18 protein-coding genes and 1 pseudogene are annotated in these 22,768 nt (G+C 56.8%); 5 read left to right on the top strand and 14 right to left on the bottom strand.

Annotated features, from left to right (window positions below):
• Positions 1 to 2: 2 nt before the first annotated feature.
• Complete coding sequence (locus ACR0D9_RS14340) at positions 3 to 1,634, bottom strand: arylsulfatase (RefSeq protein WP_480539183.1); 1,632 nt, start codon at positions 1,632 to 1,634, stop codon at positions 3 to 5.
• Positions 1,635 to 1,653: 19 nt separating this feature from the next.
• Entirely contained in the window at positions 1,654 to 2,490 is an 837-nt protein-coding gene (locus tag ACR0D9_RS14335) for a TauD/TfdA dioxygenase family protein (protein ID WP_480539181.1), read from the bottom strand.
• 90 nt (positions 2,491 to 2,580) lie between these two features.
• On the opposite strand from ACR0D9_RS14335, the gene ACR0D9_RS14330 reads away from it, so the two are divergent.
• The 3 genes from ACR0D9_RS14330 (at position 2,581) to ACR0D9_RS14320 (ending at position 6,936) form a co-directional block, all read left to right on the top strand.
• Positions 2,581 to 3,531 carry a LysR family transcriptional regulator gene (locus ACR0D9_RS14330; protein ID WP_480539179.1) on the top strand — a complete coding sequence of 317 codons (951 nt, stop codon included), beginning with the start codon at positions 2,581 to 2,583 and terminating at the stop codon, positions 3,529 to 3,531.
• Between the two features lie 163 nt (positions 3,532 to 3,694).
• Positions 3,695 to 4,642: a DMT family transporter gene (locus tag ACR0D9_RS14325; RefSeq protein ID WP_480483617.1), complete on the top strand. Its 948-nt coding sequence runs from the start codon at positions 3,695 to 3,697 to the stop codon at positions 4,640 to 4,642.
• Positions 4,643 to 4,908: 266 nt separating this feature from the next.
• The gene (locus tag ACR0D9_RS14320) at positions 4,909 to 6,936 is read left to right on the top strand and encodes an oxidoreductase (protein WP_480483565.1); all 2,028 of its coding nucleotides are present in this window, start codon (positions 4,909 to 4,911) and stop codon (positions 6,934 to 6,936) included.
• A 35-nt stretch (positions 6,937 to 6,971) separates the two neighbouring features.
• Here ACR0D9_RS14320 and ACR0D9_RS14315 read toward each other — a convergent pair.
• Positions 6,972 to 7,367: pseudogene (locus ACR0D9_RS14315) on the bottom strand (IS6 family transposase); the annotation flags it as partial.
• A gap of 183 nt (positions 7,368 to 7,550) precedes the next feature.
• Here ACR0D9_RS14315 and ACR0D9_RS14310 point away from each other — a divergent pair.
• Positions 7,551 to 8,249 (top strand): aspartate/glutamate racemase family protein, encoded by a 699-nt coding sequence (locus ACR0D9_RS14310; RefSeq protein WP_480539177.1) that lies wholly within the window; start codon positions 7,551 to 7,553, stop codon positions 8,247 to 8,249.
• Positions 8,250 to 8,268: 19 nt separating this feature from the next.
• Positions 8,269 to 9,648 (top strand): NCS1 family transporter, encoded by a 1,380-nt coding sequence (locus tag ACR0D9_RS14305; RefSeq protein ID WP_480483567.1) that lies wholly within the window; start codon positions 8,269 to 8,271, stop codon positions 9,646 to 9,648.
• Between the two features lie 415 nt (positions 9,649 to 10,063).
• Here ACR0D9_RS14305 and ACR0D9_RS14300 read toward each other — a convergent pair whose 3' ends face one another.
• From ACR0D9_RS14300 to ACR0D9_RS14250, 11 genes are all read right to left on the bottom strand, one after another.
• Positions 10,064 to 11,845 carry a thiamine pyrophosphate-binding protein gene (locus ACR0D9_RS14300; RefSeq protein WP_480483568.1) on the bottom strand — a complete coding sequence of 594 codons (1,782 nt, stop codon included), beginning with the start codon at positions 11,843 to 11,845 and terminating at the stop codon, positions 10,064 to 10,066.
• Positions 11,845 to 13,254, bottom strand: a complete 1,410-nt coding sequence (locus ACR0D9_RS14295) for an aldehyde dehydrogenase family protein (protein WP_480483569.1) — start codon at positions 13,252 to 13,254, stop codon at positions 11,845 to 11,847. The genes ACR0D9_RS14300 and ACR0D9_RS14295 overlap by 1 nt, the downstream gene beginning before the upstream one ends.
• A complete protein-coding gene (locus ACR0D9_RS14290; RefSeq protein ID WP_480539175.1) occupies positions 13,235 to 14,149 on the bottom strand; it encodes a sugar phosphate isomerase/epimerase family protein in 915 nt (304 codons plus the stop codon). Before ACR0D9_RS14290 ends, ACR0D9_RS14295 begins: the two co-directional genes overlap by 20 nt.
• Positions 14,150 to 14,301: 152 nt before the next feature.
• The gene (locus ACR0D9_RS14285) at positions 14,302 to 15,492 is read right to left on the bottom strand and encodes a Gfo/Idh/MocA family protein (protein ID WP_480483570.1); all 1,191 of its coding nucleotides are present in this window, start codon (positions 15,490 to 15,492) and stop codon (positions 14,302 to 14,304) included.
• Positions 15,485 to 16,159 carry a hypothetical protein gene (locus ACR0D9_RS14280; RefSeq protein ID WP_480539173.1) on the bottom strand — a complete coding sequence of 225 codons (675 nt, stop codon included), beginning with the start codon at positions 16,157 to 16,159 and terminating at the stop codon, positions 15,485 to 15,487. The genes ACR0D9_RS14285 and ACR0D9_RS14280 overlap by 8 nt, the downstream gene beginning before the upstream one ends.
• Positions 16,149 to 17,339 (bottom strand): Gfo/Idh/MocA family protein, encoded by a 1,191-nt coding sequence (locus ACR0D9_RS14275; RefSeq protein ID WP_480539171.1) that lies wholly within the window; start codon positions 17,337 to 17,339, stop codon positions 16,149 to 16,151. The genes ACR0D9_RS14280 and ACR0D9_RS14275 overlap by 11 nt, the downstream gene beginning before the upstream one ends.
• Positions 17,326 to 18,141 (bottom strand): citryl-CoA lyase, encoded by an 816-nt coding sequence (locus ACR0D9_RS14270; RefSeq protein WP_480487955.1) that lies wholly within the window; start codon positions 18,139 to 18,141, stop codon positions 17,326 to 17,328. Before ACR0D9_RS14270 ends, ACR0D9_RS14275 begins: the two co-directional genes overlap by 14 nt.
• Positions 18,138 to 19,010, bottom strand: coding sequence for a shikimate dehydrogenase (locus ACR0D9_RS14265; protein WP_480487954.1), 873 nt, complete (start codon positions 19,008 to 19,010; stop codon positions 18,138 to 18,140). The genes ACR0D9_RS14270 and ACR0D9_RS14265 overlap by 4 nt, the downstream gene beginning before the upstream one ends.
• Before the next feature lies 1 nt (position 19,011).
• Positions 19,012 to 20,898, bottom strand: a complete 1,887-nt coding sequence (locus ACR0D9_RS14260; protein WP_480539169.1) for a bifunctional sugar phosphate isomerase/epimerase/4-hydroxyphenylpyruvate dioxygenase family protein — start codon at positions 20,896 to 20,898, stop codon at positions 19,012 to 19,014.
• Positions 20,898 to 22,193 carry a TRAP transporter large permease gene (locus tag ACR0D9_RS14255; protein ID WP_170753386.1) on the bottom strand — a complete coding sequence of 432 codons (1,296 nt, stop codon included), beginning with the start codon at positions 22,191 to 22,193 and terminating at the stop codon, positions 20,898 to 20,900. The genes ACR0D9_RS14260 and ACR0D9_RS14255 overlap by 1 nt, the downstream gene beginning before the upstream one ends.
• Entirely contained in the window at positions 22,190 to 22,765 is a 576-nt protein-coding gene (locus ACR0D9_RS14250; RefSeq protein ID WP_480483576.1) for a TRAP transporter small permease, read from the bottom strand. The genes ACR0D9_RS14255 and ACR0D9_RS14250 overlap by 4 nt, the downstream gene beginning before the upstream one ends.
• Between the last annotated feature and the right edge of the window lie 3 nt (positions 22,766 to 22,768).

The raw sequence follows: 22,768 nt of genomic DNA, 5'->3' as shown, positions 1-22,768 counted from the left end.
CTTCAGCCATCCGCGTTCTCCATCCCCCATGCCGCCAGCAGTTTCGGCAACGCTACGTTCCAGTCCATCACGCCGACGGTTTCCGCCCAAGCCTGGTATTGATGGATCATGTCTTTCTCAAGGGCGGCGTTGCGGCCCGCTAGGTCGGTCAACTCGGTACGGTCGGCCTCGATATCGTAAAGCTCCCAGGGGCGGTCATGCAGTCGAACCAGCTTGAACTGGCCCAACCGGATGGCGGCATTGCCCTCGTGCTCCCAGAAGATCGGCTGCTCGCGCTGCCAGTCCTTGCCCTTCATTAGACCTAGCAGAGATTCCCCTTGCAACGGTTGGATATCATGACCGCCCACCTCTGTCTGATAGGCGCCTCCGGTGGCTTCCAGGATGGTCGGCAGAATATCGACCACATGGCAAGCTGCATGAGCTGTGCCGCGCGGTTCGAACCCATTTGGCCAATGGGCCACCAGTGGCGTGGAGATACCGCCCTCGTGGACATAATGCTTGTAAAGCCGGAACGGCGCATTGGAGACATTGGCCCACGGTTTGTCATAGCTCTGGAAGGTTTGGGCATCGCCGGGGCGCAGACCGGTCACATTGCCCATGGTGATCTGCTTGCCGTCATGGGTGCGGTCGGGATAGAACTTAGCCCAGCCGTCCTCGGCCATGAATTCGGCGCAGCCGCCGTTGTCTGACAGGAACAGGATCAGCGTGTTGTCGAACTGACCGAGCCGTTTCAGGGCCGCAACCAGCGTGCCGATCGACTGATCCATTCGGTCAACCATCGCCGCGTAGGTGGCCATCTTGCTGGCCTCCCAGTCCCGGTTCTGTTCCTGCTCCCAACCATGTACAGTGCTGTCGCGGGGCGAGATGTCCCAGCCGCGCTGGAACACACCCTGGCTGTTCATGGTTTCATGGCGCGCGGTGCGAATATGGTCCCAGCCTTTTGAATAGACCCCATCGTATTTTGCGATGTTCTCAGGGTGGGCGTGCAACGGCCAGTGCGGCGCTGTGTGGGCTAGGTAAAGGAAGAAGGGTTTTTCTTCCGCCACAGCGCTTTCGATCATACCAATAGCCTTTTGGGTGATGGCGTCGGTGAAGTAGAAGTCATCGGGGAAGGTTTCGACCCGACTGTCATCCTCCAGCATGTAATGCGGCGAAAAGAAATGTGTGGCCCCATCCATGATCCCGTAAAACCGGTCAAAGCCGCGTTGGCGCGGGGTTGGGTGTTCGACGTCGCCAACCCGCCAACTGTCCACCTTACGGGCTTCAAAATCGCCCGCCACATGCCATTTCCCCGACATCAGCGTGGCATAACCGCTGGCGCGCAGATGCTCGGCAATCGTGGCACTGTCATTGCGCAGGAAGCCCTGATAGGCAGGGGTGCCCAGATTGGCGCCCATGTGGCCAACGCCTGCATTATGCGGATAAAGCCCGGTCAGAAGCGAAGCACGGGTGGGGCAGCAGCGGGCGCAGTTGTACATCGCCGACAGCATAACGCCGCCCCGCGCAAGGGCGTCGATGTTGGGGGTCTGGATTTCAGAACCGGTGCAGCCAAGATCGGCAAATCCCATGTCGTCCGCAAGGATCAGGATGACATTGGGCCGGCTGGTTGCTGCCTGTGAGTTGAGGTGGGTCATTGCGATACTTTCGCTAAGGTCAGGCCGCAGCAGCGGGCGCGAGGGGCACGCCCTCAACAGTGACACGATGCATCAGGCGGCGGAAGCCGTGATAATCATTGATCGCCTTATGCCAGGTGGCGCGGTTGTCCCACATGGTAATGTCACCGGCCTGCCAGCGCACACGGCATTGGAACTCGGGTTGCTGGCAATGGGCATAGAGCATGGCCAGAAGCGCCTCAGACTCAGCCGGGGCCAAACCCTCGATACGGGTTGTGAAGACCGGGTTCACAAAAAGGCCACGCCGTCGGCTCAGGGGATGCGTGATAACGACCGGATGCCGGGCGTCCTGGATTGCGGCCTCTGCATTGCCCAGACGTCCTGACTTTACTGCCTCGCTATCCATTACGGCAGCGCCGAACACATGCCGCGAGGAATGCACGGCCGTCAGCTCGGCGAGAAACCGGCGCATCGGGGCCGAAAGCGCCTCGTAGGCGGCCCCCATTGAGACAAACAGCGTATCGCCACCGTAAGGCGGCATTTCGATCGCATGCAAAATCGAGCCCATCGCCGGTTCCTGATCATAAGAATGATCGGTATGCCAACCTTCTCCAACGGCTTCTTTCTGGTCCTTCTCTTTCAGCACCATGGCGATCTCGGGGTGCCCTTTGACCGGCTTGAAGAACCGGTTCACGTTGACCGGCCCGAAACGGCGGGCAAAGGCCAGGTGATCTTCCGGACCCACAGCCTGCCCCCTCAGCACAATCACCGAGTATTTGGCAAAAGCGCGCTGAATGGCGTCAAAATCTGCATCGCTGCGGACATCCGCACCCAGAATTTCGGCACCGAGCCCCCCCGTCAGTGGAAGAATCTCCATGTGAGTCTCCTGTTTGTCCCAAAAGCAGCATAGGGCTTGCCAAAAGGTCGGTAAAACTGATTTAATACACCTCAAAAGTTAGTTTTTTAGATGATTAATTTCACCCTTCGTCAACTCGCCTACCTGTCAGAAACCGCCCGGCGGGGCGGTATTGCCCAGGCCGCCCGGCAATTGAATGTTTCTCCCGCCGCGATTGCCTCAGCGGTGGACAAACTGGAGACGACCACCGGCCTGACCCTGTTCGACCGCTTTCCGGCACAAGGCATGCGGCTGACGCCTGCGGGAAAGGAGTTTTTCGCCCAGGCTGAGGCGCTGCTGGCGCAGGCCGCGGCGCTGGACAGGCAGGCCGAGAACCTGGCGTCAGGACGCACTGGCAGGATCCACATCGGCACTCATCACGCACTGGCACAGCGGATCGTCCTGCCTGCGGTGCTTGCCTTCCGCGAAAGCTACCCAGACGTTCGTGTCGAGGTGAAGGAAGCGGATTATCCGACCTTGGTGGACGCACTGGACAGTGGCGAAGTGGATGCGCTGGTGGTCTTTGACCAGGGGTTCGATCTCAAGCGGCATGAGGCAGAAGTGCTGCTGGAGCTGCCGCCCCTGGTTCTGCTGTCAGGCGAACACCCTTTGGCAGCAAAAGCCCGGATCAGCCTGTCCGACCTGATCGGACTGCCCTATATCGCTGTATCACCAGCCGGGCCCGGCCCTAGCTATCTTCAACTGCTGCAGGCCGCAGGCGTTCACCCCGAAGTGCCATTCCAATCCCAATCACGCGAGCTTGTTCAGGCCTACGTCGGCAAGGGGTTCGGCTTCACCCTGGCAGGCTTCCCGCCCAAGCAGGATCGCACGATTGAAGGCGACCCCATCGTTGCGCGACCGCTCGAGGAAAGCATCGGACACTACAGGGTGGTGATTGCCCGCTCTCGCCAAACAGTGCAGACAGCGTTGATTGACCGGTTTCTAGAGATTTGCAGGTCGCCGATCTCTGTGCCTAGCCTTGCAGGTAAACCGTTGAATGAAAAAGCCAGTACATCTCGTTAGCGAATCCTGAAACAAGGCAGTTGATGCTGCCGTGCGGGTCATGGAACCTGCGGTTCGCTGCATGAGCAAACTCCTACTCTGCCCGAGCTCGGGAATATCGGGACTTTTGCCTGGCGTCGCATTGAGAACAGACACGCATTTGGCGACAGTTCTTCATGATGAGATGACCTCAGCTGATTCCACACCTCAATCCACGGATCGCACCCTTGCGGGCGTTGCACTGATGCTTGGATTTTGCCTGACTGCTCCCTTGCTCGATGTAGCTGCCAAGCTCGCATCGGCCAGTGTGCCGGTTGGGCAGATAACGGCCGCTCGCTTTGTATTGCAATGTGCGTTGATGGGACCGTTTGTCTGGAAAATGGGACTGTCATTGCGTGTCGCGAGCGGTGAATTGATGGTACTTGTATTCCGCTCAATACTTTTGCTGTTCGCGACTTTTTGTTTCATTACGGCTATCCGAGTGATGCCGCTTGCTGATGCCCTTGCCATCGTGTTTGTGGCACCGTTCATTGTCTTGCTGGTCGGCAAGTTTTACCTTGGTGAAGATGTCGGTCCTCGTCGCGTCGGGGCAGCTCTTGTAGGGTTTGTTGGCGTATTGTTCGTCATCCAACCCAGCTTCGCGGCTTTCGGCGCAGTGGCAATTATTCCTCTCGGTACGGCTGTTGCTTTCGCTTTCTACATTCTTGTGACGCGGGGCTTGTCGCGACGGATGCACCCGGTGGCTCTGCAATTTCACACTGGCCTGGTTGCCAGTCTGTTTTGCATTCCAATCTTATTGGTTGCGCAAGGTTCTGGTTCCGAACTTTTCGATCCCGTTTGGCCGAAAGACATTGCACTGTTGTGGCTTCTTGGGACCGGTTTTTTTGCGACGGTAAGCCACATGATGATGACTTATGCGCTGTCATTTGCCCCGTCTGCCACATTGGCTCCTTTGCAGTATTTTGAGCTGCCGGTAGCAACCTTGTTTGGCTACCTTGTCTTCAATGACTTTCCGAACAGGCTTAGCCTGCTTGGCATTGCCATCATCATCGGTGCAGGTCTGTACATGATACATCGCGAAAGAGTTACTGCCAGACAGTTGATCACAGCGCGCGCAGCACCTCCAATCTAAGATTGCACGTGATTGCAACCTTGTGCAGACCTTGATGGATCGAGCGGCCCCTGCCAGGTTCCCTTCTGTACTCAAAGGGTGTTCCACCATTGGATTTCCTGGTCGGGTCGCCTTTTCATACAGCAATGTCGGAAGCAGTGAATTCTTACGCATAGCTTCCCAAGTAAAGTGCTTTCGACAACCAAACTCATCAGGTGTTGAAACTGACCAGCGGAGCCGACCCTGGACAGTTTTCAAACAGCAGATTTGGCCGAAGGGGCACGAAAGTGGCGCACCTACTCGATTCGTTTCAATTGAAACACCTGACTTTGCGCAACCGCATCGTCAGCACGTCCCATGCGCCGAATTTTGTTGAAGATGGCCATCCCCGGGACCGCTACAGGTTGTATCACGAGGAAAAGGCAAAGGGCGGGGTTGCCCTGACCATGGTCGGTGGGTCGACCAATATCGCCCCTGATAGCCCATCGGTGTTCGGCCAGCTTTATGCCGGTGATGACAGCGTCATTCCATGGTTTCGGAAACTAACGGATGGCGTTCACGAACATGGTGCCGCGATCATGTGTCAGATCACTCATATGGGGCGCCGCACTGCATGGGATGATGGCCATTGGCTGCCTGTCATAGCTCCGTCCAGTATCCGCGAACGTGCACATCGTGCCTTTCCCAAGGCCATGGAACAAGAAGACATCAACCGCGTGATTGACGATTTCGCAGCCGCTGCGCGTCGCTGTCAGCAAGGAGGATTCGACGGGATCGAGCTCCTGTCCCACTCACACCTTCTGGGGCAATTCCTGTCCCCGCTGACAAACAAGCGCGACGATGACTATGGTGGAACGCTGGAGAACCGCATGCGCCTGACCTTGCAGGTGCTCGACGCCGTGCGCGCCGAAGTCGGCGCTAATTTCATCCTGTCGATGCGCATCACCGGCGATGAACTGAAAGAAGGTGGGCTGAGCGCTGAAGAATGCATTGCCGCAGCCAGGATGCTGGAAAAATCCAGCGATGTCGACCTGCTCAACATCCTCGCCGGCGCGCCCTATGATGATCTGGGTTTGGCTGAATGGGTGCGCCCCATGGGCCTGCCGGCGGCACCGCATATCACCGTGGCCGGGCGCATCCGTGATGCCGTCGATTTGCCTATCCTGCACGCAGGAGGGATTGCGGATATTGCCACGGCCCGCCACGCGGTCTCCGGCGGCCATGTCGATCTGGTGGGCATGACCCGCGCACAGATGGCAGATCCCTATCTGGTAGAAAAACTCGCGCGGGGGGAAGAAGAACGCATCCGCCCCTGTGTCGGCTTGGGCTACTGCGTGGACCGGGTCAATCAGGGCAAACCTGCCGTTTGCGGACACAATGCCGCCACGGGGCGTGAGCAGACCTTGCCTCATATCATCGCCTACAGCGACACCCGAAAGAAAGTTGTTGTCGTCGGCGGCGGGCCCGGCGGACTGGAGGCCGCACGGGTCTGCGCCCTGCGCGGTCACGAAGTCGTGCTGTTCGAGGCATCGGATCGGCTGGGCGGGCAGTTGGTTCTGGCCTCTAAAGGGAAAACGCGCAGACAGGTCTGGGGCGTAGCTGACTGGTTGATTTCCGAAGTGACTTTGCTTGGGATCGATATCCGCTTGAACACCTATGCCGAAGCTGATGACGTGATATCCGAAGCCCCCGATTTGGTGATCGTTGCAACAGGCGGCTGGCCCGAAACCACAGTTATCCCCGGCGGCGACCTGGCAATTTCCAGTTGGGACGTGTTGTCGGGCGAGGCACGTGTCTCGGGCGAGGTGCTGTTGTTCGATGAAGTCGGCGACCACCCTGCGGCTGTAACTGCCGACGCGCTGGCGGGCAATGGTTGCAGTGTAAATCTTGTAACCCCGGACCGGGCACTTCTGCATGACCTTGGCCCAACGACCTCTGCCGTCGCCTTACGCGATCTGGCCGCCAATGGAGTTACCTTCACCTGCCTGCAAGAGCTTACCTCCCTGGTGCGCGAAGATGATGGAGTTCGCGCCAGCCTGCGTCATGTGTTGACGGGGGATGTCACTGAACGTCTTGTTGATCACGTAGTCGTAGAACATGGCCTGTCCCCAATGGACGGACTTTTTCACGATCTCAAACCAAGCTCGCGGAACCACGGGCAGGTTGAACACAAGGCGCTTATTGGTGGGACATTTCCATTCGTTGACACCAATCTAAGCGGCCGTTTCCATTTGGCCCGAATTGGCGACGCAGTTACAAGCCGAAATATACACGCCGCAATTCTCGATGCATTGCGGATATGTGTAACTGTCTGAAAGAAATTTCACTTCTTTGCTGACCAATGGAGGAAGCCAAGACGCTTTATCAGGCGGCGCAACAACCGTTTTGCGGCCCGTTTGTCCCGCTTCGGTTGGAGTATTTCGTCCAGCACGATGCCATGCTGATCGACCGCGCGCCAAAGCCAATACCTGCGACCAGCGATTTTCACGACAACTTCATCGAGATGCCAGACATCACCAGGACGGTCCTGACTTAGTCGCAAGTTTCGAGCCATCATCCGTCCGAACTTGATCACGCAACGCCGGACAGTCTCGTAAGAAACGCCGATCCCGCGCGCAAGCAGCATCTCTTCAACTTCGCGAAGGCTCAAATTGAAGCGGAAATACAGCCACACAGAGTGGGCAATGATCTGAGGCGGAAATCGGTGACGCTTGTAGCTGTTGGACGATGGATTCACCAATGCGATCTATGTCCAAATCCAGACACGAGCAACCGATCTAGGGTTAACCTGACAACACCCCTGTCATTCTGCCCCCAGTCGGAACAGACGCCATCTAGGCATCGGTAACGCCTTGACAATTTAAGTTAACATTTTGTTTGGAATCGTTAACACTGTTTGTTAACAATTTATATCGTCAAGGGAGATCACATGGAAATTCTAGTTGTAAACCCCAACTCTACTGAATCGATGACACGCAAGATCATCACGTCCGCCCAGGCGGCCGCGAGTGCCGGTGTCGTGATCAGAGGCGCTACCGCGCAAGGCGCACCGGCGAGTATCGAAGGGCATTTCGACGAAGCGATGTCAGTTCCCGGCCTTCTGTCCTGCGTGCAAGCCGCAGAAGACCAGCAGGTCGATGGCATTGTCGTTGCTTGTTTCGATGATCCCGGTATCGGCGCTTGCCGCGAGATCGCGACGGGCCCTGTCATCGGAATCTGCGAAGCTGCGGTGAAGGCGGCGAGCATGCTTGCCACCTCGTTCTCGGTCGTCACCACTTTGCCGCGGTCAGTGCCCATCATCGAACACATGATCCATGGCTATGGCCTGTCGCATCAATGCCGGCGGGTTCGGTCAGCAGAGATCCCTGTTTTGATCTTGGAAGAGCCCGGCTCGAACGCGCGCGAAAAGATCCGCGAGGAAATCCTGCGCGCGATTGAGGAAGATCGTTGCGAAGCAATTGTTCTGGGATGTGCGGGGATGGCCGATTTGACCGCGTGGCTCAGCGAAGAGACCGGCATTCCTGTGATCGATGGCGTGAGCGTGGCAACCCGCATGATCGAAGCGCTGGTCGGTTGCGGCCTAAAGACCAGCAAAATCAATGCCTACGCCCGGCCAAAACTAAAATAACCTGTCATCGGAGGAGAAAATGACAATCAAATCAGACACGGCCGACACGGTCGCTATGTCGCACGACGATCACGTAACCCATATCGAACACAAGGCGATCGGGGAAGAGAGCCTGGCACCGCAAGAGACGCGGATCATGGACCCGTGGTCCTATCTTTTCGCGTGGCTTGGCGGATGTGTTTCCATCGGAACATTTACTATCGGGTCGGGCTTGGTCGGTACGCTGAACCTCCTGCAGACCTTTGTCGCTATCGCCATCGGCTGCACGGTGATCGGGCTCGCGCTAATGATCAACGGTCAGGCCGGTCACAAATATGGCATTCCGTTCATGGTACAGGCCCGGTCCGCCTTTGGCTTTGCGGGCACTCGGATTCCGGCGCTGGTGCGTTCGGTTCCCGCTATCGTCTGGTTCGGGTTCCAGAGTTGGATCGGCGCGGGCGCACTCAACCTCGTGTCGGAAACGCTCCTCGGTTATTCGAACATGTGGGCGTTCTTTATCGGCTTCCAGTTCCTTCAGATCGGTCTTTCGGTGCTTGGGTTTCACGGGATCAAGTGGCTCGAGAATATCGGATCGATCTTCATCATCGCGTCGCTGATCTACATGTTCTTTAGCGTCATCAACAAATACGGCGAAGAAATCTCGACCAATCTGGTAAATGTCGAGGGCACCTGGGGTGCACCGTTCTGGGGGGCAACCATGCTCTTCCTTGGGATCTACAGTACGATGATGCTGAACGTATCGGACTATTCGCGCGAATTGCGTCGGAGCGTTGGGCCGCTAAGGCAGGTCGCGATCTATGCCAATTCGATCCTGCCGGCGACACTTTTTATGGGCCTCATTGGGCTGATGGTGTCCGGTGCTACCGGTGAAGTTGATCCAATCAAGGTGTTTTCGAGCGCTGTCGACAACAAGCTGCTGCTGGTCGTAACGCTCCTGTTCATTGCTTTTGCTCAGGTCACAACGAACATCCTGAACAACGTCGTCCCTCCCGCCTATGCGCTGATGGATGTCTTCAAGATCAAATTCAAAACCTCTGCAGTGATCGTCGGCTTGCTCGCCTTCTGCACTTTCCCGTGGGAACTTGTAAAAGATGAGTCCGCGGCAGGCCTGAGCATTTTCATTCAGACCTACTCGGCTTTCCTAGGTCCCATCTTCGCGATCCTTGTCGTCGATTACTTCGTGCTGCGCAAACAGACGCTTGATCTTGACAAGCTCTATGATCCGGAAGGCCCCTATAACGGCGTGAACTGGGCTGCCGTGATCGCCATGGGTGTCGGAGTTGTCGCGGCCCTGATCTTTTCGGGGATCTCCTGGTACGCAAGTCTGATCCCGGCGGGTCTGACCTACTACGTGCTGATGCACCACCTGCCGAGCGCGAAAAGGTTTCTCGACGCATAGTCGATGACCCATCCGCCAAAAGAAGGCTCGCGTCATTGCGGGCCTTCTTTCTTAGGCATTTACTGCTCGCCGCCATCAAAAAACAGTCACGTACCGGGTAGCTAATAAGCGCCTTGGCCTAAACGACGCGCCCGGCCCTAGGCTGCCGTTGGCTGCCTGTTGGTGATGCTGCGACGCATCCCGTCGTATCTGCCATTCGCTGCGAGAGAGAAAACTTGGACGCTAAGAACGCACATACTTCAGCGTTATTGCAATTTGACATTATCTCACGTGCTTCGTTGAGAATAACTAACCAACAAAAAAGTTCAGACACACAACAACGATGACCGCGCCGCGACGGAGCTGTTGATATTTGCTCGAACACGGATGAGCATTGACACAAGAAACTGGGCGCGTTCAGACGCGCCCAGTTTCGTCAAGTCGCGACGTGAGATACCTCTTTGTCCGGTGAGTATATGTCCAAGATGTTCCAATGTCCGGTCGTTGGTGTTGGGTTGTTGATCATTGGGACATCAAGAACGGTTGGTTTGCCGCTGGCGATTGCCGCTTCCAATGCGGGCAACAATTCATCAGCAGCACTGAGCCTGTGCCCTTCTGCACCATAAGCTCTTGCAATATCCGCATAACCCGGTCCGTTTGCAGGAGCTGCGGCTGATCCAGGGAACGTGGTCCCGTATGTCAGACCGTAATGCGCCTTTTGAAGGCCCGCGATAGTGCCGAAGGCGTTGTTGTTCATAACCAGCCAGATGATGCCCAGATCAAGCTCGACCGCGGTTGCCAGCATCGACGGGTTCTGACCGAACCCCCCATCGCCAACAAGACTTATCACCACACGGTCAGGGGCTGCCAGTTTTGCGCCGATCGCTCCCGGAGGGCCAAAGCCCATCGTCGCGAATCCACCCGGGGTCAGGATTGAACCGGGTGCCAGGATATCAAATTGTTGTCCGACGCCGTTCTTGTTCCATCCCACGTCCGTAGTGATAATGGCATCCTCGGGCAGTGCCTTGCGGGTATCTGCCAAAATACGTTCGGGCATCATCGGAAAGGACGACGAGGTCGCCATGTCCACGTTGCGCGCTTTGAAGTTCGTTCGGAAGTCGGTGATCTTCTGTTCCAGCGCGGGGCGTTTGAAGCCCTCAGGATACATCTCGCGGGCAACTCGGTTGACGACGCGCAAAGCGGCCTTGGCGTCAGCAACGACTCCGATCTCGGTGGGATAATTCCGTCCAATCTCTTGCGGTTCAATGTCGATATGGATGACCTTTGAGCCAGGAATGTTGAACGTGTAACCAGGATACCAGCTGGAGCAATCGGCCTCTTTGAACCGGGTTCCGACAGCAAAGATGTAATCCGCATTCAGGCAAGACTGGTTGACCAGCTCGGTGCCCCAAAACCCGGTCATTCCCAGCACAAGCGGATGGTCGTCGCGCAGTGCGCCTTTACCCATCAAAGAATGCGCGACTGGTAGGCCCATGTGCTCCACAAAGGCGCGTAATTCCTCGCTGGCCTGTGCCAGTAGAATACCACCACCGACATAAGCGACCGGACTTTGAGCCTGCGCCAACGCTTCGACAATCTCTCGCGCTGTTTCATCGTCAATCGACGGTTTTTTGAGCGCGCGCGTGTTGTCGCGGATACGGTCGAAACTGTCCGAGGGGATCACCTCGGAGAAGATGTCCATCGGCACGTTGACCAGCACTGGCCCGGGCTGGCCGCTTTCGGCCAGATGAAACGCCTTTTCCAGAATTTCGGCCATCAGGTCTGCCCGATCGACCCGCCAGGCGCGTTTGACAAAGGGACGATAGATCTCCCACTGGGCGGCGTCTGCATGGAGGTTCACTTCCTGATGTGGATGTTTACCGTAGTAGTGCGTTGGAATGTCGCCCGCGATCACGACCATCGGGATACAGTCCAGTGCGGCGTTGGCGACCCCGGTTGCACAATTGGTCAGCCCCGGGGAGAGATGGGACAGCACCACCGAGGCCTTGCCCGTCACGCGGGCATATGCGTCCGCTGCGTGGCTGGCGATTTGTTCGTGCCGTACGGTGACGAAATCGATGGGGCTTTCCGCCAACGCGGCCAGAACCGCGATATTCGTGTGCCCGCACAGGCCAAATACATGCTTGACCTCGCGACGTTCGAGAAAGTCGACGATGTGTTCGGCAACGGTTTTGCCTTCCAGTTTCGCTCCGTCCATCACGCGACCTCCTGTCCGTAGAACTCACCGAACAGGTCCGGCTCCGAGGGGCGATCCTCGGGGATGGGACGGCTGACCCAGGTGTAGTTCATCATGTGTTTCATGGTGACATTTTCATTGGTAATGTTGCCGCCCCAGATGCCGCAACCTAGGCTGCTGGTCATAGGCATGCCATTGGTCCAGGCACCCGCATTGGCCTTGGACTGAGGCTGTCGCACCATCATGCGGCTGACCGGAGCCAGGCGCGCCAACCGGTCGATGTGATCGTCATTGTGGCTGTAGATGCCGCAGGAATGGCCCTTGCCTCCGGTGTTGTAAATCTGGCTGACCGTTTCCAGCGCGTCATCGAAAGTGTCAAAGTGATATAGCGCCATCAGCGTGGTCAGTTTTTCCTTCGAGAACTTGTGCTGCGGCCCGATTTGCCCCTGATTTTCAACCATCAGGAACTTGCGATCTTCGGGGATCGAGAAACCGGCGACCTTGGCCGTTTGCTGAGGCGGACAGGCGATAGTCGGGAAGGTACGGTTTCCTTTCTCATCCCACATGGCAGCTTCGAGCATGGCCTTCTCTTTGGTCGAACACAGGTATCCACCTTCGGCCTCAAGCGCCTTGACCATATCGTCGTAAACCGAGCGCTGGATGATGATGTTACCGTCGGCCGAACAACCCGAACCAAAGTCAGACGTCTTGGAAATTCGTGTGTTCTGAGCGGCGATGTCCAGGTCGGCAGTCTCATCGATGACGATGGATGAATTGCCCGCGCCGACGCCAAAGGCCGGGCGCCCTGAACTGTACGCCGCTTTGACCATGGGCTTGCCGCCCGTTGCCAGCGTCAGATCACAGATCTCCATCAAATGTTGCGTCAATGGGATCGACGGTTTGCGAATGGATTGAAACAGATCCTCGGGGGCATCAGCGGCACGGCAGGCCGCTCGCATGACCTCGACCATCTCGAAGGTGGTATGAGCGGTTCGCGGATGCGGACTGAAGATAACAGCATTCCGGGCGTTGGCGGCGGAAACACCGGTCACCGGTGGTGTCATCGCTGGATTGGTCATCGGAATCAGAGATGCGATCACACCGGCAGGCTTGGCATATTTTACCAGACCCTTTTCTTCGTCTACTTCGACGATCCCGGTCGATGGTGTCCGCAAGACGTCACGCAACACCATGTGAATCTTAAATCGCTTGGCAGGACGCCCTTCGCGATCTCCGATACCGCTTTCGTCCACGCCTTGCTGGGCCAGACGCGTGAAGGTTTTCTCGTTCCCCGCATACCATGCAATGGCCTGAGACAGGCGGTCCAACCTGCCCTGATCCCAATCCTCGATCTCGGCCATGGCAGCGCGGGCGCGTGCCAGCATATCGGCCGCCATGTTGCGGTCGTTTTCAGTGAGCTCTTTGCCCATGATGATCCTCTTGGTGTTTTGGAATTGCAGCATCGGGCATACGACGCTGTGACCGCGCCTCGCCGAATGTTCGCTTGGCGTGGCTGAGACAGCGACGCGCGTGTTCTTCATATCCCAACTCGGCCACGCGGCTTCGGTTGGGCAGTTCGATGGAATAGTCGACGGGTGGCATCCGTTCGATGATGCCTGTGAAATCGATCCATCCCTCACCGGGATATAGCCGCGCATCGCGGGCCAGTTGGATCATGCCCTCACGCGTATCGGCGATGCCGGGCAGGCAATCAGAGATATGCAGGAAGTGAAACAGGTCCGAGGGAACGTGCAACAGCTCACCAAGATCTACGCGGCTGAGGTGCAGGTAGAGCGTATCGACCAGAATACCGCCGTTGGGCTGATCAGAGGCGCGGACAATGTCCAGTGCTTCATCCAGCGTGCGCAAGCGGGAGAAGCTCGGGAACTCCAAGTCCACCGTTAATCCGTAGGGCGCTGCCAGTTCGCAGGTTTCGGAATAGACGTCGATCAGAAAATCACGATCATCGCGGGTGTTTGTCCACGCGCTCATAATCATGCGTTTGGCGCCCAACTCCCCGCCAATCTCAAGAGAAGGCTCAAAACTGCGTGGATCGACATCTTCGGTGATGCGTGCAAGCTCGACATCAAGGACCTTCAATCCGGTGGTAGAGAGAGCCGTTTTGGTGGCCTGCACCTGTGCCTTGTCGATTGGGGATTGAGTGAATTCGCCGGGCACATGCATCGGAATGAATCGGGGGCTGACGGCATCGTAACCGGCCCGTGCGGCGATATAGACCAACTCGGGCGGCGTACAGCCAATCAGCGTCAGATGCGCCAAGGAATAGAGAGAGGGGCTTGCGCCAGCCTCTTCGGGTTTCACCATGAACGACAGCTCCACGTGTCTGCGAATCTAAAATTCATCACACGTAGTCAAAAATATCTGATATTTTTTAAAATATCAACTTCAATACTTAACAGAAATGAAAACGCCCGGGCAACGCCCCGGGCGTGTATTACATTCGTGTAGGCAGACCCTTAGAGAGTGACCCAGTCCCCTCCGGACTGGTGAGAGCGCACAGAGGCGTCAATGAATCGAACACCGTCTGCGCCTTGTTCGACACTGGGATAAGCAAGCCAATCGGCCGGAACGGTTACGCCATCCCGACGCGCGGCTACGGCCATCGCAAGTTCCGTATAGAGGTTGGCCCAAGCTTCGATAATCCCTTCAGGGAAGCCGCGCGCGGTACGGATCAAACGTTCTGCGCCGGGTCCGATACCATGCCCGAGACCTCGGCTGATGATATGATCCGGTTCACCAAACCGATTGAATTTCAGCCGCTCCGAGTTCTCTAGGTCCCACTCGAGGCCTCCTTCGTTCCCGAATATGCGCAGGCGCAACCCACCCCGGTTTCCGGGGGCAAGGCGTGTTGCCATCAAGGTTCCGGGGACTTCATTTTGGTAACGGGTGAACATGAACACCGTGTCTTCCAAAGGCTTTGGCGCGCCGCAGACATGAAACTCGGCCCGCAGGTCGGTCAAGGGCAGGCCGGAAACAAAACTGGCGAGATGCGCGGCATGGGTGCCGATATCGCCGACACAGCTGGTTGGACCAGAAATATTGGGGTCCAGCCGCCACTTTACATGAGGCGCATCGGCCACATCTTCGGGCGTCATCCAGTCTTGCATGAACTCGACATGGATCTGGTTGATTTTGCCGATGCCCCCGTCGGCCACGATCTGCTTGGCCTGCCGTATCACCGGAAAACATGACATCGCATAACCGACAGCAAAGATGTGTCCCGTGCGCGCGGTAATCTCCTCAAGCCCCTCGGCCTCGGCGACTTCGTTGGTCAGGGGTTTGTCGCACAACACGTCAATGCCCGCTTCCAGAAACGCTTTGGCCGCTTCAAAATGAACGTGGTTCGGGGTCGTGATCATGACGGCATCTATGCCATCCGTGCGTGCCGCCTCGGCCTGTGCCATCTCTTCGAAAGACGCGTAGCACCGTTCGGCCGGCAGGAACCACTCGGCCCCACGCGCCTTACTGCGCGCTGTGTCAGAACTGAGTGCTCCTGCGACGACCTCCCACCGGTCGGTCATCCGCGCGGATGATGCTTGCGTGACAGAGATCCGTCCTCCACCAACAACGCCCAACCGCAAACGGCGAGACAAGCGGGGGAAAGGGCCGTCGAACTTCAGGTCTTCGGGTAAAAGTCTCTCAGCCATTCTCAACCTCCATTTCCGGGACCAGTTCGCCCTCGGATAGTATTTCCACCGCCATGAAGATACCGGGGGTGATCGTCTCGTATTGATGCCAGGGATAATTGCCTTCGGCGTCATACATAGGTTTGTGGGTCGCGCCCGGGGCCATGAATTCTTCGAGATACAGGGTCTCGACATCCCGTTCGCGACATTGCTGCATTTTGCCGAAGCCAACGATCTGCGTATGCACTTCGCGAAACCCAGGTACCGGGCAGAACGGATGATCCTTATGCAATCCGACATTCAAAGGGACCGAGCCGGAATGGTACATGGTCAGTCCAACGTTACCCACGAAGACCTTCGGCGACATGTAGTGGCTGACGCCACGCAGACGCTCCTCTTGGCGAACATCAAAAGCAGATGGCCATGTATCTTTCACCCATGCGAACAACTCGTTGTCATTGGAATGGGCGTCGAAACCGTGGACAATGACTGCACGTTCCACGCCGCTAAGCGTGCTGTCTTGCACGATCACAGAGGAAAGCGGTGCAATGGTCTGATCCTCGACAGAGAAATTTCGCCCCCCAAGGTTAAGGACGATGGCGCGACCCTCGATAGAAATTCTGCGCTCGTCAGTTATGTGCTGGACGCGAAAGAATGGCTGGGCAAAGTCGAGTGTCTCAATCGGCATGGGCCGACTCCTTCCTCTCACCGTTCAGAAAATCGACCGGCAAAGGCTCCGGAGCCGCGCACCGGCTTTCTATCGTCTGATAGGCGCCGAATTTTGGCGCCCGTTCAATTGCGTCCATGACCTCGAAAACGTGGTAAGCAAGCGCTCCACTTGCACGGGGTTGGCGTCCTTCTTGTGCCGCCAGGGCGAGGTCCAAAAGGCCGAGCCCGCGGCTATCTTCGTTAAACCCATGTCTGTTTTCAACAACCTGCCAGTCTTCACGACCGGTTGGACGGGGCTGATGAGACCAGCGTGAGGTCTCCCGCGTTTTCAGCCAGACATCCCCCTGAAAGATGTTGGCGCCATGAACCGGGTCAGGGTCAGGGATGCTGATGGTTCCGTTTTCACCATAGATCTCGAACCGCGGAGTTTCGCTGTCCCAGACGTCGAAGCTCATGGTCATCGACCCTATTGCTCCGGAAGAGAACTGCAGCAGGCTTAGGGAGTGCGTGTCCACCTCGACATTCATCCATTCGCCGTTGCGAGGGCCGTTTTCGATCATCCTTTTGTCAAACGTGCGCCGAGCCATTCCGGCAACCCGGTCAACGGGTCCAAGGCAGTAGATCATGGCGGTCAGGTAGTACGGCCCAAGGTCCAGCATTGGCCCACCACCCGCCTTATAGTAGAAATCCGGGTTGGGATGGTGGCGCTCCGTCCCGTGGGTCCCGACATGGGCAAAAATCCCTGTTGGTTTCCCGATAGCGCCTTCATCGATCAAGCGCCGAACGGTCTGCCAACGACCGCCCAGAAACGTGTCGGGTGCGCAACCGACCAGTAGCCCCTTTTCAGTGGCAGTGTGCAGGATCGCCTTTCCGTCCGTTCGATTCATAACCAGCGGCTTCTCGGAATAGACGTGCTTGCCGGCCTCCAACGCGCGCAAACTGATTTCCGCATGCGCCGCCGGAATTGTCAGATTCAGAACGCAGTCAATCGTCGGATCGTCAAACACTTCATCTGGTGTGCAGGCCTGGGCGACACCGTATTGATCTGCTTTGGCGCGGCTTTCCGAAGGATCAAGGCTTGCACAAGCCACGACCTCGACGTTTGAGAATTTGGATAGCGTTTTTAGATAGATATCGCTGATACGACCACAACCGATAAGGCCGACCCGGAAGGATTTCGATGTCTCACGTGTCATCATTCCTGTCTTCGTAGAGAGGTAAGTAATTCGGGGGCATGGGCCCTTTGTTGCGGCCACCCTGGTTCATCTGCTCCCAAGCGTGGGCGAGTATTCCGACCGAGCGGGATAGGCAGAACAACCCCCGCGACAAGGGCGCGGGAAAGCCAAGTTCGCAGAAGATCACAGCTGTCGCGCCGTCAATATTCATGGCAATTGGCCGACCGCCGCGTTGACGGCCGAGTTCAGCCTGAACCTCTTCTCCGATATCAGCAAAGCGACCCGAAACAGTGCCTTCATCTGCCGCATCACGAACAAGTTGCATCAGCCGGGGCGCGCGCGGGTCGACGGGCTTGTGAAAACGGTGGCCAAAGCCCGAGACGATCTTGCCGTACGTCTCGCGCCAGCTGTCCAGACCGTCCTGAACAGCATTAATCAGCGATGCCCCAGCATTCACGCGTTCCGAGATATCATAGTACAGCTCGGCGCATTGTTCGCCTGCTCCGCCATGCACATCGCCCAGCATGTTCACCGCAGTCGCCATCGCATTATTGAGACCTACCCCGCAGGTGGCAGCCATGCGCGCCGCCGCGATTGAGGGGGCCTGTGGGCCGTGATCCACGCCTGCGACCAAAGCGGCTTCGAACAGACGCGCTTGTGCGTCGCTGGGCAGATCGCCCCGCACCATCAGCCAGATCATCTGCGGGAAAGAAACGTTCCCGATCAGATCCTCTATTGCGTTGCCACGAAACGCGATCTTGCCGGGTTTCATGTCAATGATGGATGTGCGCCACCATTGGCGGATTGCTTGTTCGTCGTTTGTCATACCGTTGCACCTCTAAACTCGCGCATGCGCTGCTGACGAAGTGAATCGAAAACGTTTTGAAGGCGACTGATTGAGGCGGTGCAGCCGGTGAAGATTTCAAAAGACGCTGCAGCCTGATGAACCGCCATTCCAGCACCATTCATCACTTTCAACCCAGTTGCGCGGGCCCTGCTCAGTAGGTGTGTCTCAAGCGGGAAATATACGATGTCTGCCACCCATGCATCGGGCCGCAACAGGGATGGTTCAATGACTGTTCCGGGGTACTTGTCCATTCCAAGTGGTGTTGCGTTGACCACTCCGTCCACAAGTTCGATCCGATCCAACGAAATCGAAGGGGAACCCTGAATCTTTGCGTAAGGGCGCAAGACCTCTAGTCGACTGACCAGCGCCTGCGCTCGGCGGAGGTCAGGATCAATAATCTCCAGGTCTCGAACACCTGAATCAAGCAAAGCCAAAGAGACTGCACTGCCCGCGCCACCAGCACCAAACATGAGAACCGTTTCAGTCTTCGATGATCCCAAAGAATCTCCGAAGGCACTGTGGAAACCTATGTAGTCGGTGTTGTGGCCAACCATTCGGTCGTCACAAAAAACCACCGCGTTGACAGCTTGAAGCTCCTCAGCAGTCTTGGAAAGCTCATCAAGATGATCAATGACTGATGCTTTGTAGGGATGCGTCACGTTGACCGCCGCGCAGCCTAATTCAACGGAATAATGCAGTAAATCAGCGACCGACATTCCACGAAATGGCTCTTTTGCAGTGTCGATCCTACCGTAGCTCAGATCGATACCCTGCGCCCGACCTTCTGCCTCGTGCATCTCAGGCGTCATGGAGCCAGCAATACCTTGGCCGATTAGTGCCGCCTTCATTTCAGGTTGTTCCTTCCGCCATGTGGTGTCGCGCTTGGGCCGCCAATCGGAACGCAGCATTGCGCGCGCCATAGCCGGAATAGCCAGATCGGCGCTCAACAATTTCAAAGAAGAAGCCGTTAAAGATAGGTCGGCTGTAGATCTGAAAATACTCGGAACCCGCTGCGCGGTCGTAGAGAATGTTATCCCTGCGCATTTGGGCGATCAGGTCTTCACTTAACCCGAATGTCGCTTGCAGATCAGCGTAGTAGTTTTCTGGGATGGACAGGCTGGGAAAGCCGGACTTCCGCAATTGGGCTGAGGTTTCAAATATGTCGTCCGACTGGAAGGCTATGTGCTGAACACCGGCACCAAAACCGTCTTCAAGGAATGAAGCCGCCAGTGTTCGACGCCCAACTGCACCATTCAGGTTTAAACGCACTTCGCCCTCGGGGCTCTCGATGGCTTGGCTTTGCACAACACCTGAAGGGTCGGCAACGTACACGATCGGAGATTTTGCCATCTCAAAAGTCGAAATGTAATAGAGCAGCCAGCTTTGCATCTCATCGTTACGCATCGTCTGCGCCAGATGGTCGATGCGGCGCAGACCAGCAGGCTGGATCGCTTTGGTCTTGGCGACTGGCTCGAACTCGATGTCCCAAACCCGATGCAGATCGGATTTCTCATCTATGAAATGGACAACATTGCCACCAACACCTCGGATGGCCGGGATGTCCAGTTCCCCAGTCCCTACCGGCTGTGAGAAATTCGGCGCGCCCAACGCGGTCGCTCGCTGAACCGTCTGATCCGCATCTTTGACACGCAACCCCATGTCACACACGGAGGGGCCGTGACCCAGGAACGCCGAATGGGCGAAACCTTCCTTTTCGGTATTTACAACGATGTTTATCGCGCCCTGCCGCCACAGCTCGACGGACTTGGTTACGTGTTTTCGCTCCATTCGAAAACACATTGCTGACAGCATATCTGCCAGCTGCGCGCCGCTTGTTTCGTCGGCTGTAAATTCGACGAATTCGAAGCCTGACGCATAGACGCGTTCCGGCAGGTCCGGGATGCCGAAATCTGTTCCCGGTTCGGTCCGGGAAACCTCATCTAACAGGTTCACCAGCGACCTGTAGCTGTCTCGGGCCAGTGTCAGGCCACCGGGTTGAGGAGCTGCTTCATTGACACGCGCAATAGACCAAGGCCCCTTGTACCCAGCGCGGGACAACACCCGCACAAAGCCCGCAAGGTTCAGCGACCCAAGCCCCGGCAGAAGCCCAAAGTGCCGTTTGAGCCTGCGAATATCCATCTCAAGTCGGGGTGCATCGGATAGCTGCACATGGAACAGCCGATCTCCGGGAATGTCCCGAAGGCGGGCTGGTTTGGACCCGTCGGCAAGCGAGAAGAAGGAATTCAAGGCCAACCCCAAATAAGGGCTGTCGATAGCTTCAACGACGCCTAACGCCTGTTCATCCGAGTGAATAAGATCCGACCATGGCAAGCCCATATAGGCCAGACGCAACCCCAATGCCTTTGCTATTTCGGCCGCCTCGCCAAGATCTGCGATTACCTGTTCTTCGGTCGCAGCGGCATCGACCTCGAATGCGGACCCGATTAGCAGCAGATCCGTACCCAATTCGCTCATCAGGTCGAGTTTGCGCTTCAGTCGATCAAAGGCGCGCTCCCGTCCGCCGCCAGACTGACCTTCAAGGTTATGGAAAGGTTGCAGCAGGCAAATCTTCAGGCCGAGATCTGATGCAATGTTCCGAATTTGCGATGGCGGCCCGTCAAAAGCGGTCAAGTCCGGTTCGTGTAATTCGACACCCCCGAATCCCGCGTCAGCGATAGTGCTTAGTTTTTCGGCCAGATCACCGGGGATCGACGTTGTCGAAACCGAGAGGCACATTATCCCTGATATCCAAACATACGCGGCAACCACAGGACCAAATCAGGCATCAGTATCATGATCACCAGGGCGAAGATGAGAACCGCGAGGAAGGCCCAGATTTCCGAGATGATTTCGCGTAGCGGAATGTCCGTCACGGCGTTGATCACAAAGAGCAGAATGCCATAGGGCGGCGTGATCAGACCGATCATCGAGTTCACGACGACCAGCACCCCGAAATGCACCAGATCAATCCCAAGCGCCTCGCAGGTTGGAATGAACAGGGGCACAATCACCAGGATGATCGTTGTTGCGTCTAACACGCATCCCAGCGCGAGGATCAGCAGGTTTACGAGGATCAGGAACACAATCGGGCTAACATCGGAACCCTCCAGCAGCGCCGAGATAGACTGCGGTATTTGTTCCTGGATGACGATGAAGTTCAGAATGAACGCGCCACCAATGACAACCCCGACGGCTGCGGAAGAGCGCGCACTATCGACGAACACCTGATAAAGGCCGCGGAAGGTCAGCGCTCGGTAGAACAACGCTGCCAGTAGCAGGGCGTAGAATGCAGCTACGGCGGCAGCTTCAGTCGGAGTGGTGACGCCCCCATATATGCCGTAGAGCAGGATTGCGGGCATCAGCAGTGCCGGAAATGCGTTGGCGGTTTTAGCCGGCAACTCGCGCAGTGGAACAGGTTCTTCCAATGCAAAGTTCCGCTTTCCGGCCAGATAATAGTTCATCGCCATGAGGACGACGCCCATGATCAGGCCCGGCAGAATACCGGCTAGGAACAGCGACCCGATGGAGGCCTTGGAAACGAGCGCGTACAAAACCATTGGGATAGAGGGCGGAATAATAGGGCCGATCGTTGCCGACGCCGCCGTGATTGCAGCTGCGTAGCCTCGGCTGTAGCGGCCATCCTTGGTCATCATTTCAATGATGATCTTCCCGATCCCAGCAGCATCCGCGACGGCCGAGCCGGACATACCCGAAAAGATCAGTGACGCTACCACGTTTACGTGCCCGAGGCCGCCCTTGAAACGACCGACAGCAGCGACGCAGAAGTTCAAAAGACGGTCCGTGATCGATCCAGCGTTCATGATATTCGCGGCGACGATGAACAAAGGCACGGCAAGCAGGATCGTGCTTTTGTAAAAACCTTGCAGGATCTTCTCGCCCGCGAGGGCGACGTCCAGTCCGGCCGTGCCCAGGTACACTAATGAGGCCAGGAGGATGGAATAGCCGATAGGTGTCCCGATGCCTGCCAGAAGAAAGAGAGCGAGCAGGCAGGAAAGAAGTTCAAAACTCATTTCTTAACTTCCTCATCCTTTTCGACGTCGACACGGGGATGATCGTCAACCACGTTGTACCCAACGACCAGTTCCAACTCTGTCTTTGGTGGGCCATTGCGCATGACGTCGAAGAATAGCCACGCGTAGCGCGCTGCGACGACCAGCATGAATACCGCGTAAATCGAGAATACTGTGCGCAGCGGAATCTTCTCACCGGAGAACGGATTGCGGACAGTCGATGTCTTGCGGATTTTCATCCAGTCGATGTAGTCCCACGTCGGAAGGAAGCTGTAGAGCATACCGACTACGATCGCTGCGGCCGCCAGCATCGCAAAGACCTGCCGTACGCGCATCGGCACCGAAAGATAGATGATGTCGAACTTCACGTGATCCCGTTCGCGCACGATGAAAGCGCAGCTGAAGAAAATCACCCAGACCCAAAGAATGCCGATCAATTCCAGCGTCCAGCCTGCTGGGGTGAAGAAGTACCGTAGTAGAATTTGGAGAAGGAAGATAAGGAAGATTGCCGCCAGCATCCCGCCGGCAATCGCTTCGGTCAGTCGGGAGAACCCCTTCATAAAGGCCTTCATTAT

It is taken from the genome of Ruegeria sp. AK11, assembly GCF_056541095.1.
This window is presented reverse-complemented; position numbering and strand designations above follow the sequence as displayed.

What these genes read in the sequence shown, in the direction of transcription:
- ACR0D9_RS14340 (WP_480539183.1), bottom strand. Translation starts at nt 1,634, where the DNA reads ATGACCCACCTCAACTCACAGGCAGCAACCAGCCGGCCCAATGTCATC.
- ACR0D9_RS14335 (WP_480539181.1), bottom strand. Translation starts at nt 2,490, where the DNA reads ATGGAGATTCTTCCACTGACGGGGGGGCTCGGTGCCGAAATTCTGGGT.
- ACR0D9_RS14330 (WP_480539179.1), top strand. Translation starts at nt 2,581, where the DNA reads ATGATTAATTTCACCCTTCGTCAACTCGCCTACCTGTCAGAAACCGCC.
- ACR0D9_RS14325 (WP_480483617.1), top strand. Translation starts at nt 3,695, where the DNA reads ATGACCTCAGCTGATTCCACACCTCAATCCACGGATCGCACCCTTGCG.
- ACR0D9_RS14310 (WP_480539177.1), top strand. Translation starts at nt 7,551, where the DNA reads ATGGAAATTCTAGTTGTAAACCCCAACTCTACTGAATCGATGACACGC.
- ACR0D9_RS14305 (WP_480483567.1), top strand. Translation starts at nt 8,269, where the DNA reads ATGACAATCAAATCAGACACGGCCGACACGGTCGCTATGTCGCACGAC.
- ACR0D9_RS14300 (WP_480483568.1), bottom strand. Translation starts at nt 11,845, where the DNA reads ATGGACGGAGCGAAACTGGAAGGCAAAACCGTTGCCGAACACATCGTC.
- ACR0D9_RS14295 (WP_480483569.1), bottom strand. Translation starts at nt 13,254, where the DNA reads ATGGGCAAAGAGCTCACTGAAAACGACCGCAACATGGCGGCCGATATG.
- ACR0D9_RS14290 (WP_480539175.1), bottom strand. Translation starts at nt 14,149, where the DNA reads ATGGTGAAACCCGAAGAGGCTGGCGCAAGCCCCTCTCTCTATTCCTTG.
- ACR0D9_RS14285 (WP_480483570.1), bottom strand. Translation starts at nt 15,492, where the DNA reads ATGGCTGAGAGACTTTTACCCGAAGACCTGAAGTTCGACGGCCCTTTC.
- ACR0D9_RS14280 (WP_480539173.1), bottom strand. Translation starts at nt 16,159, where the DNA reads ATGCCGATTGAGACACTCGACTTTGCCCAGCCATTCTTTCGCGTCCAG.
- ACR0D9_RS14275 (WP_480539171.1), bottom strand. Translation starts at nt 17,339, where the DNA reads ATGATGACACGTGAGACATCGAAATCCTTCCGGGTCGGCCTTATCGGT.
- ACR0D9_RS14270 (WP_480487955.1), bottom strand. Translation starts at nt 18,141, where the DNA reads ATGACAAACGACGAACAAGCAATCCGCCAATGGTGGCGCACATCCATC.
- ACR0D9_RS14265 (WP_480487954.1), bottom strand. Translation starts at nt 19,010, where the DNA reads ATGAAGGCGGCACTAATCGGCCAAGGTATTGCTGGCTCCATGACGCCT.
- ACR0D9_RS14260 (WP_480539169.1), bottom strand. Translation starts at nt 20,898, where the DNA reads ATGTGCCTCTCGGTTTCGACAACGTCGATCCCCGGTGATCTGGCCGAA.
- ACR0D9_RS14255 (WP_170753386.1), bottom strand. Translation starts at nt 22,193, where the DNA reads ATGAGTTTTGAACTTCTTTCCTGCCTGCTCGCTCTCTTTCTTCTGGCA.
- ACR0D9_RS14250 (WP_480483576.1), bottom strand. Translation starts at nt 22,765, where the DNA reads ATGAAGGCCTTTATGAAGGGGTTCTCCCGACTGACCGAAGCGATTGCC.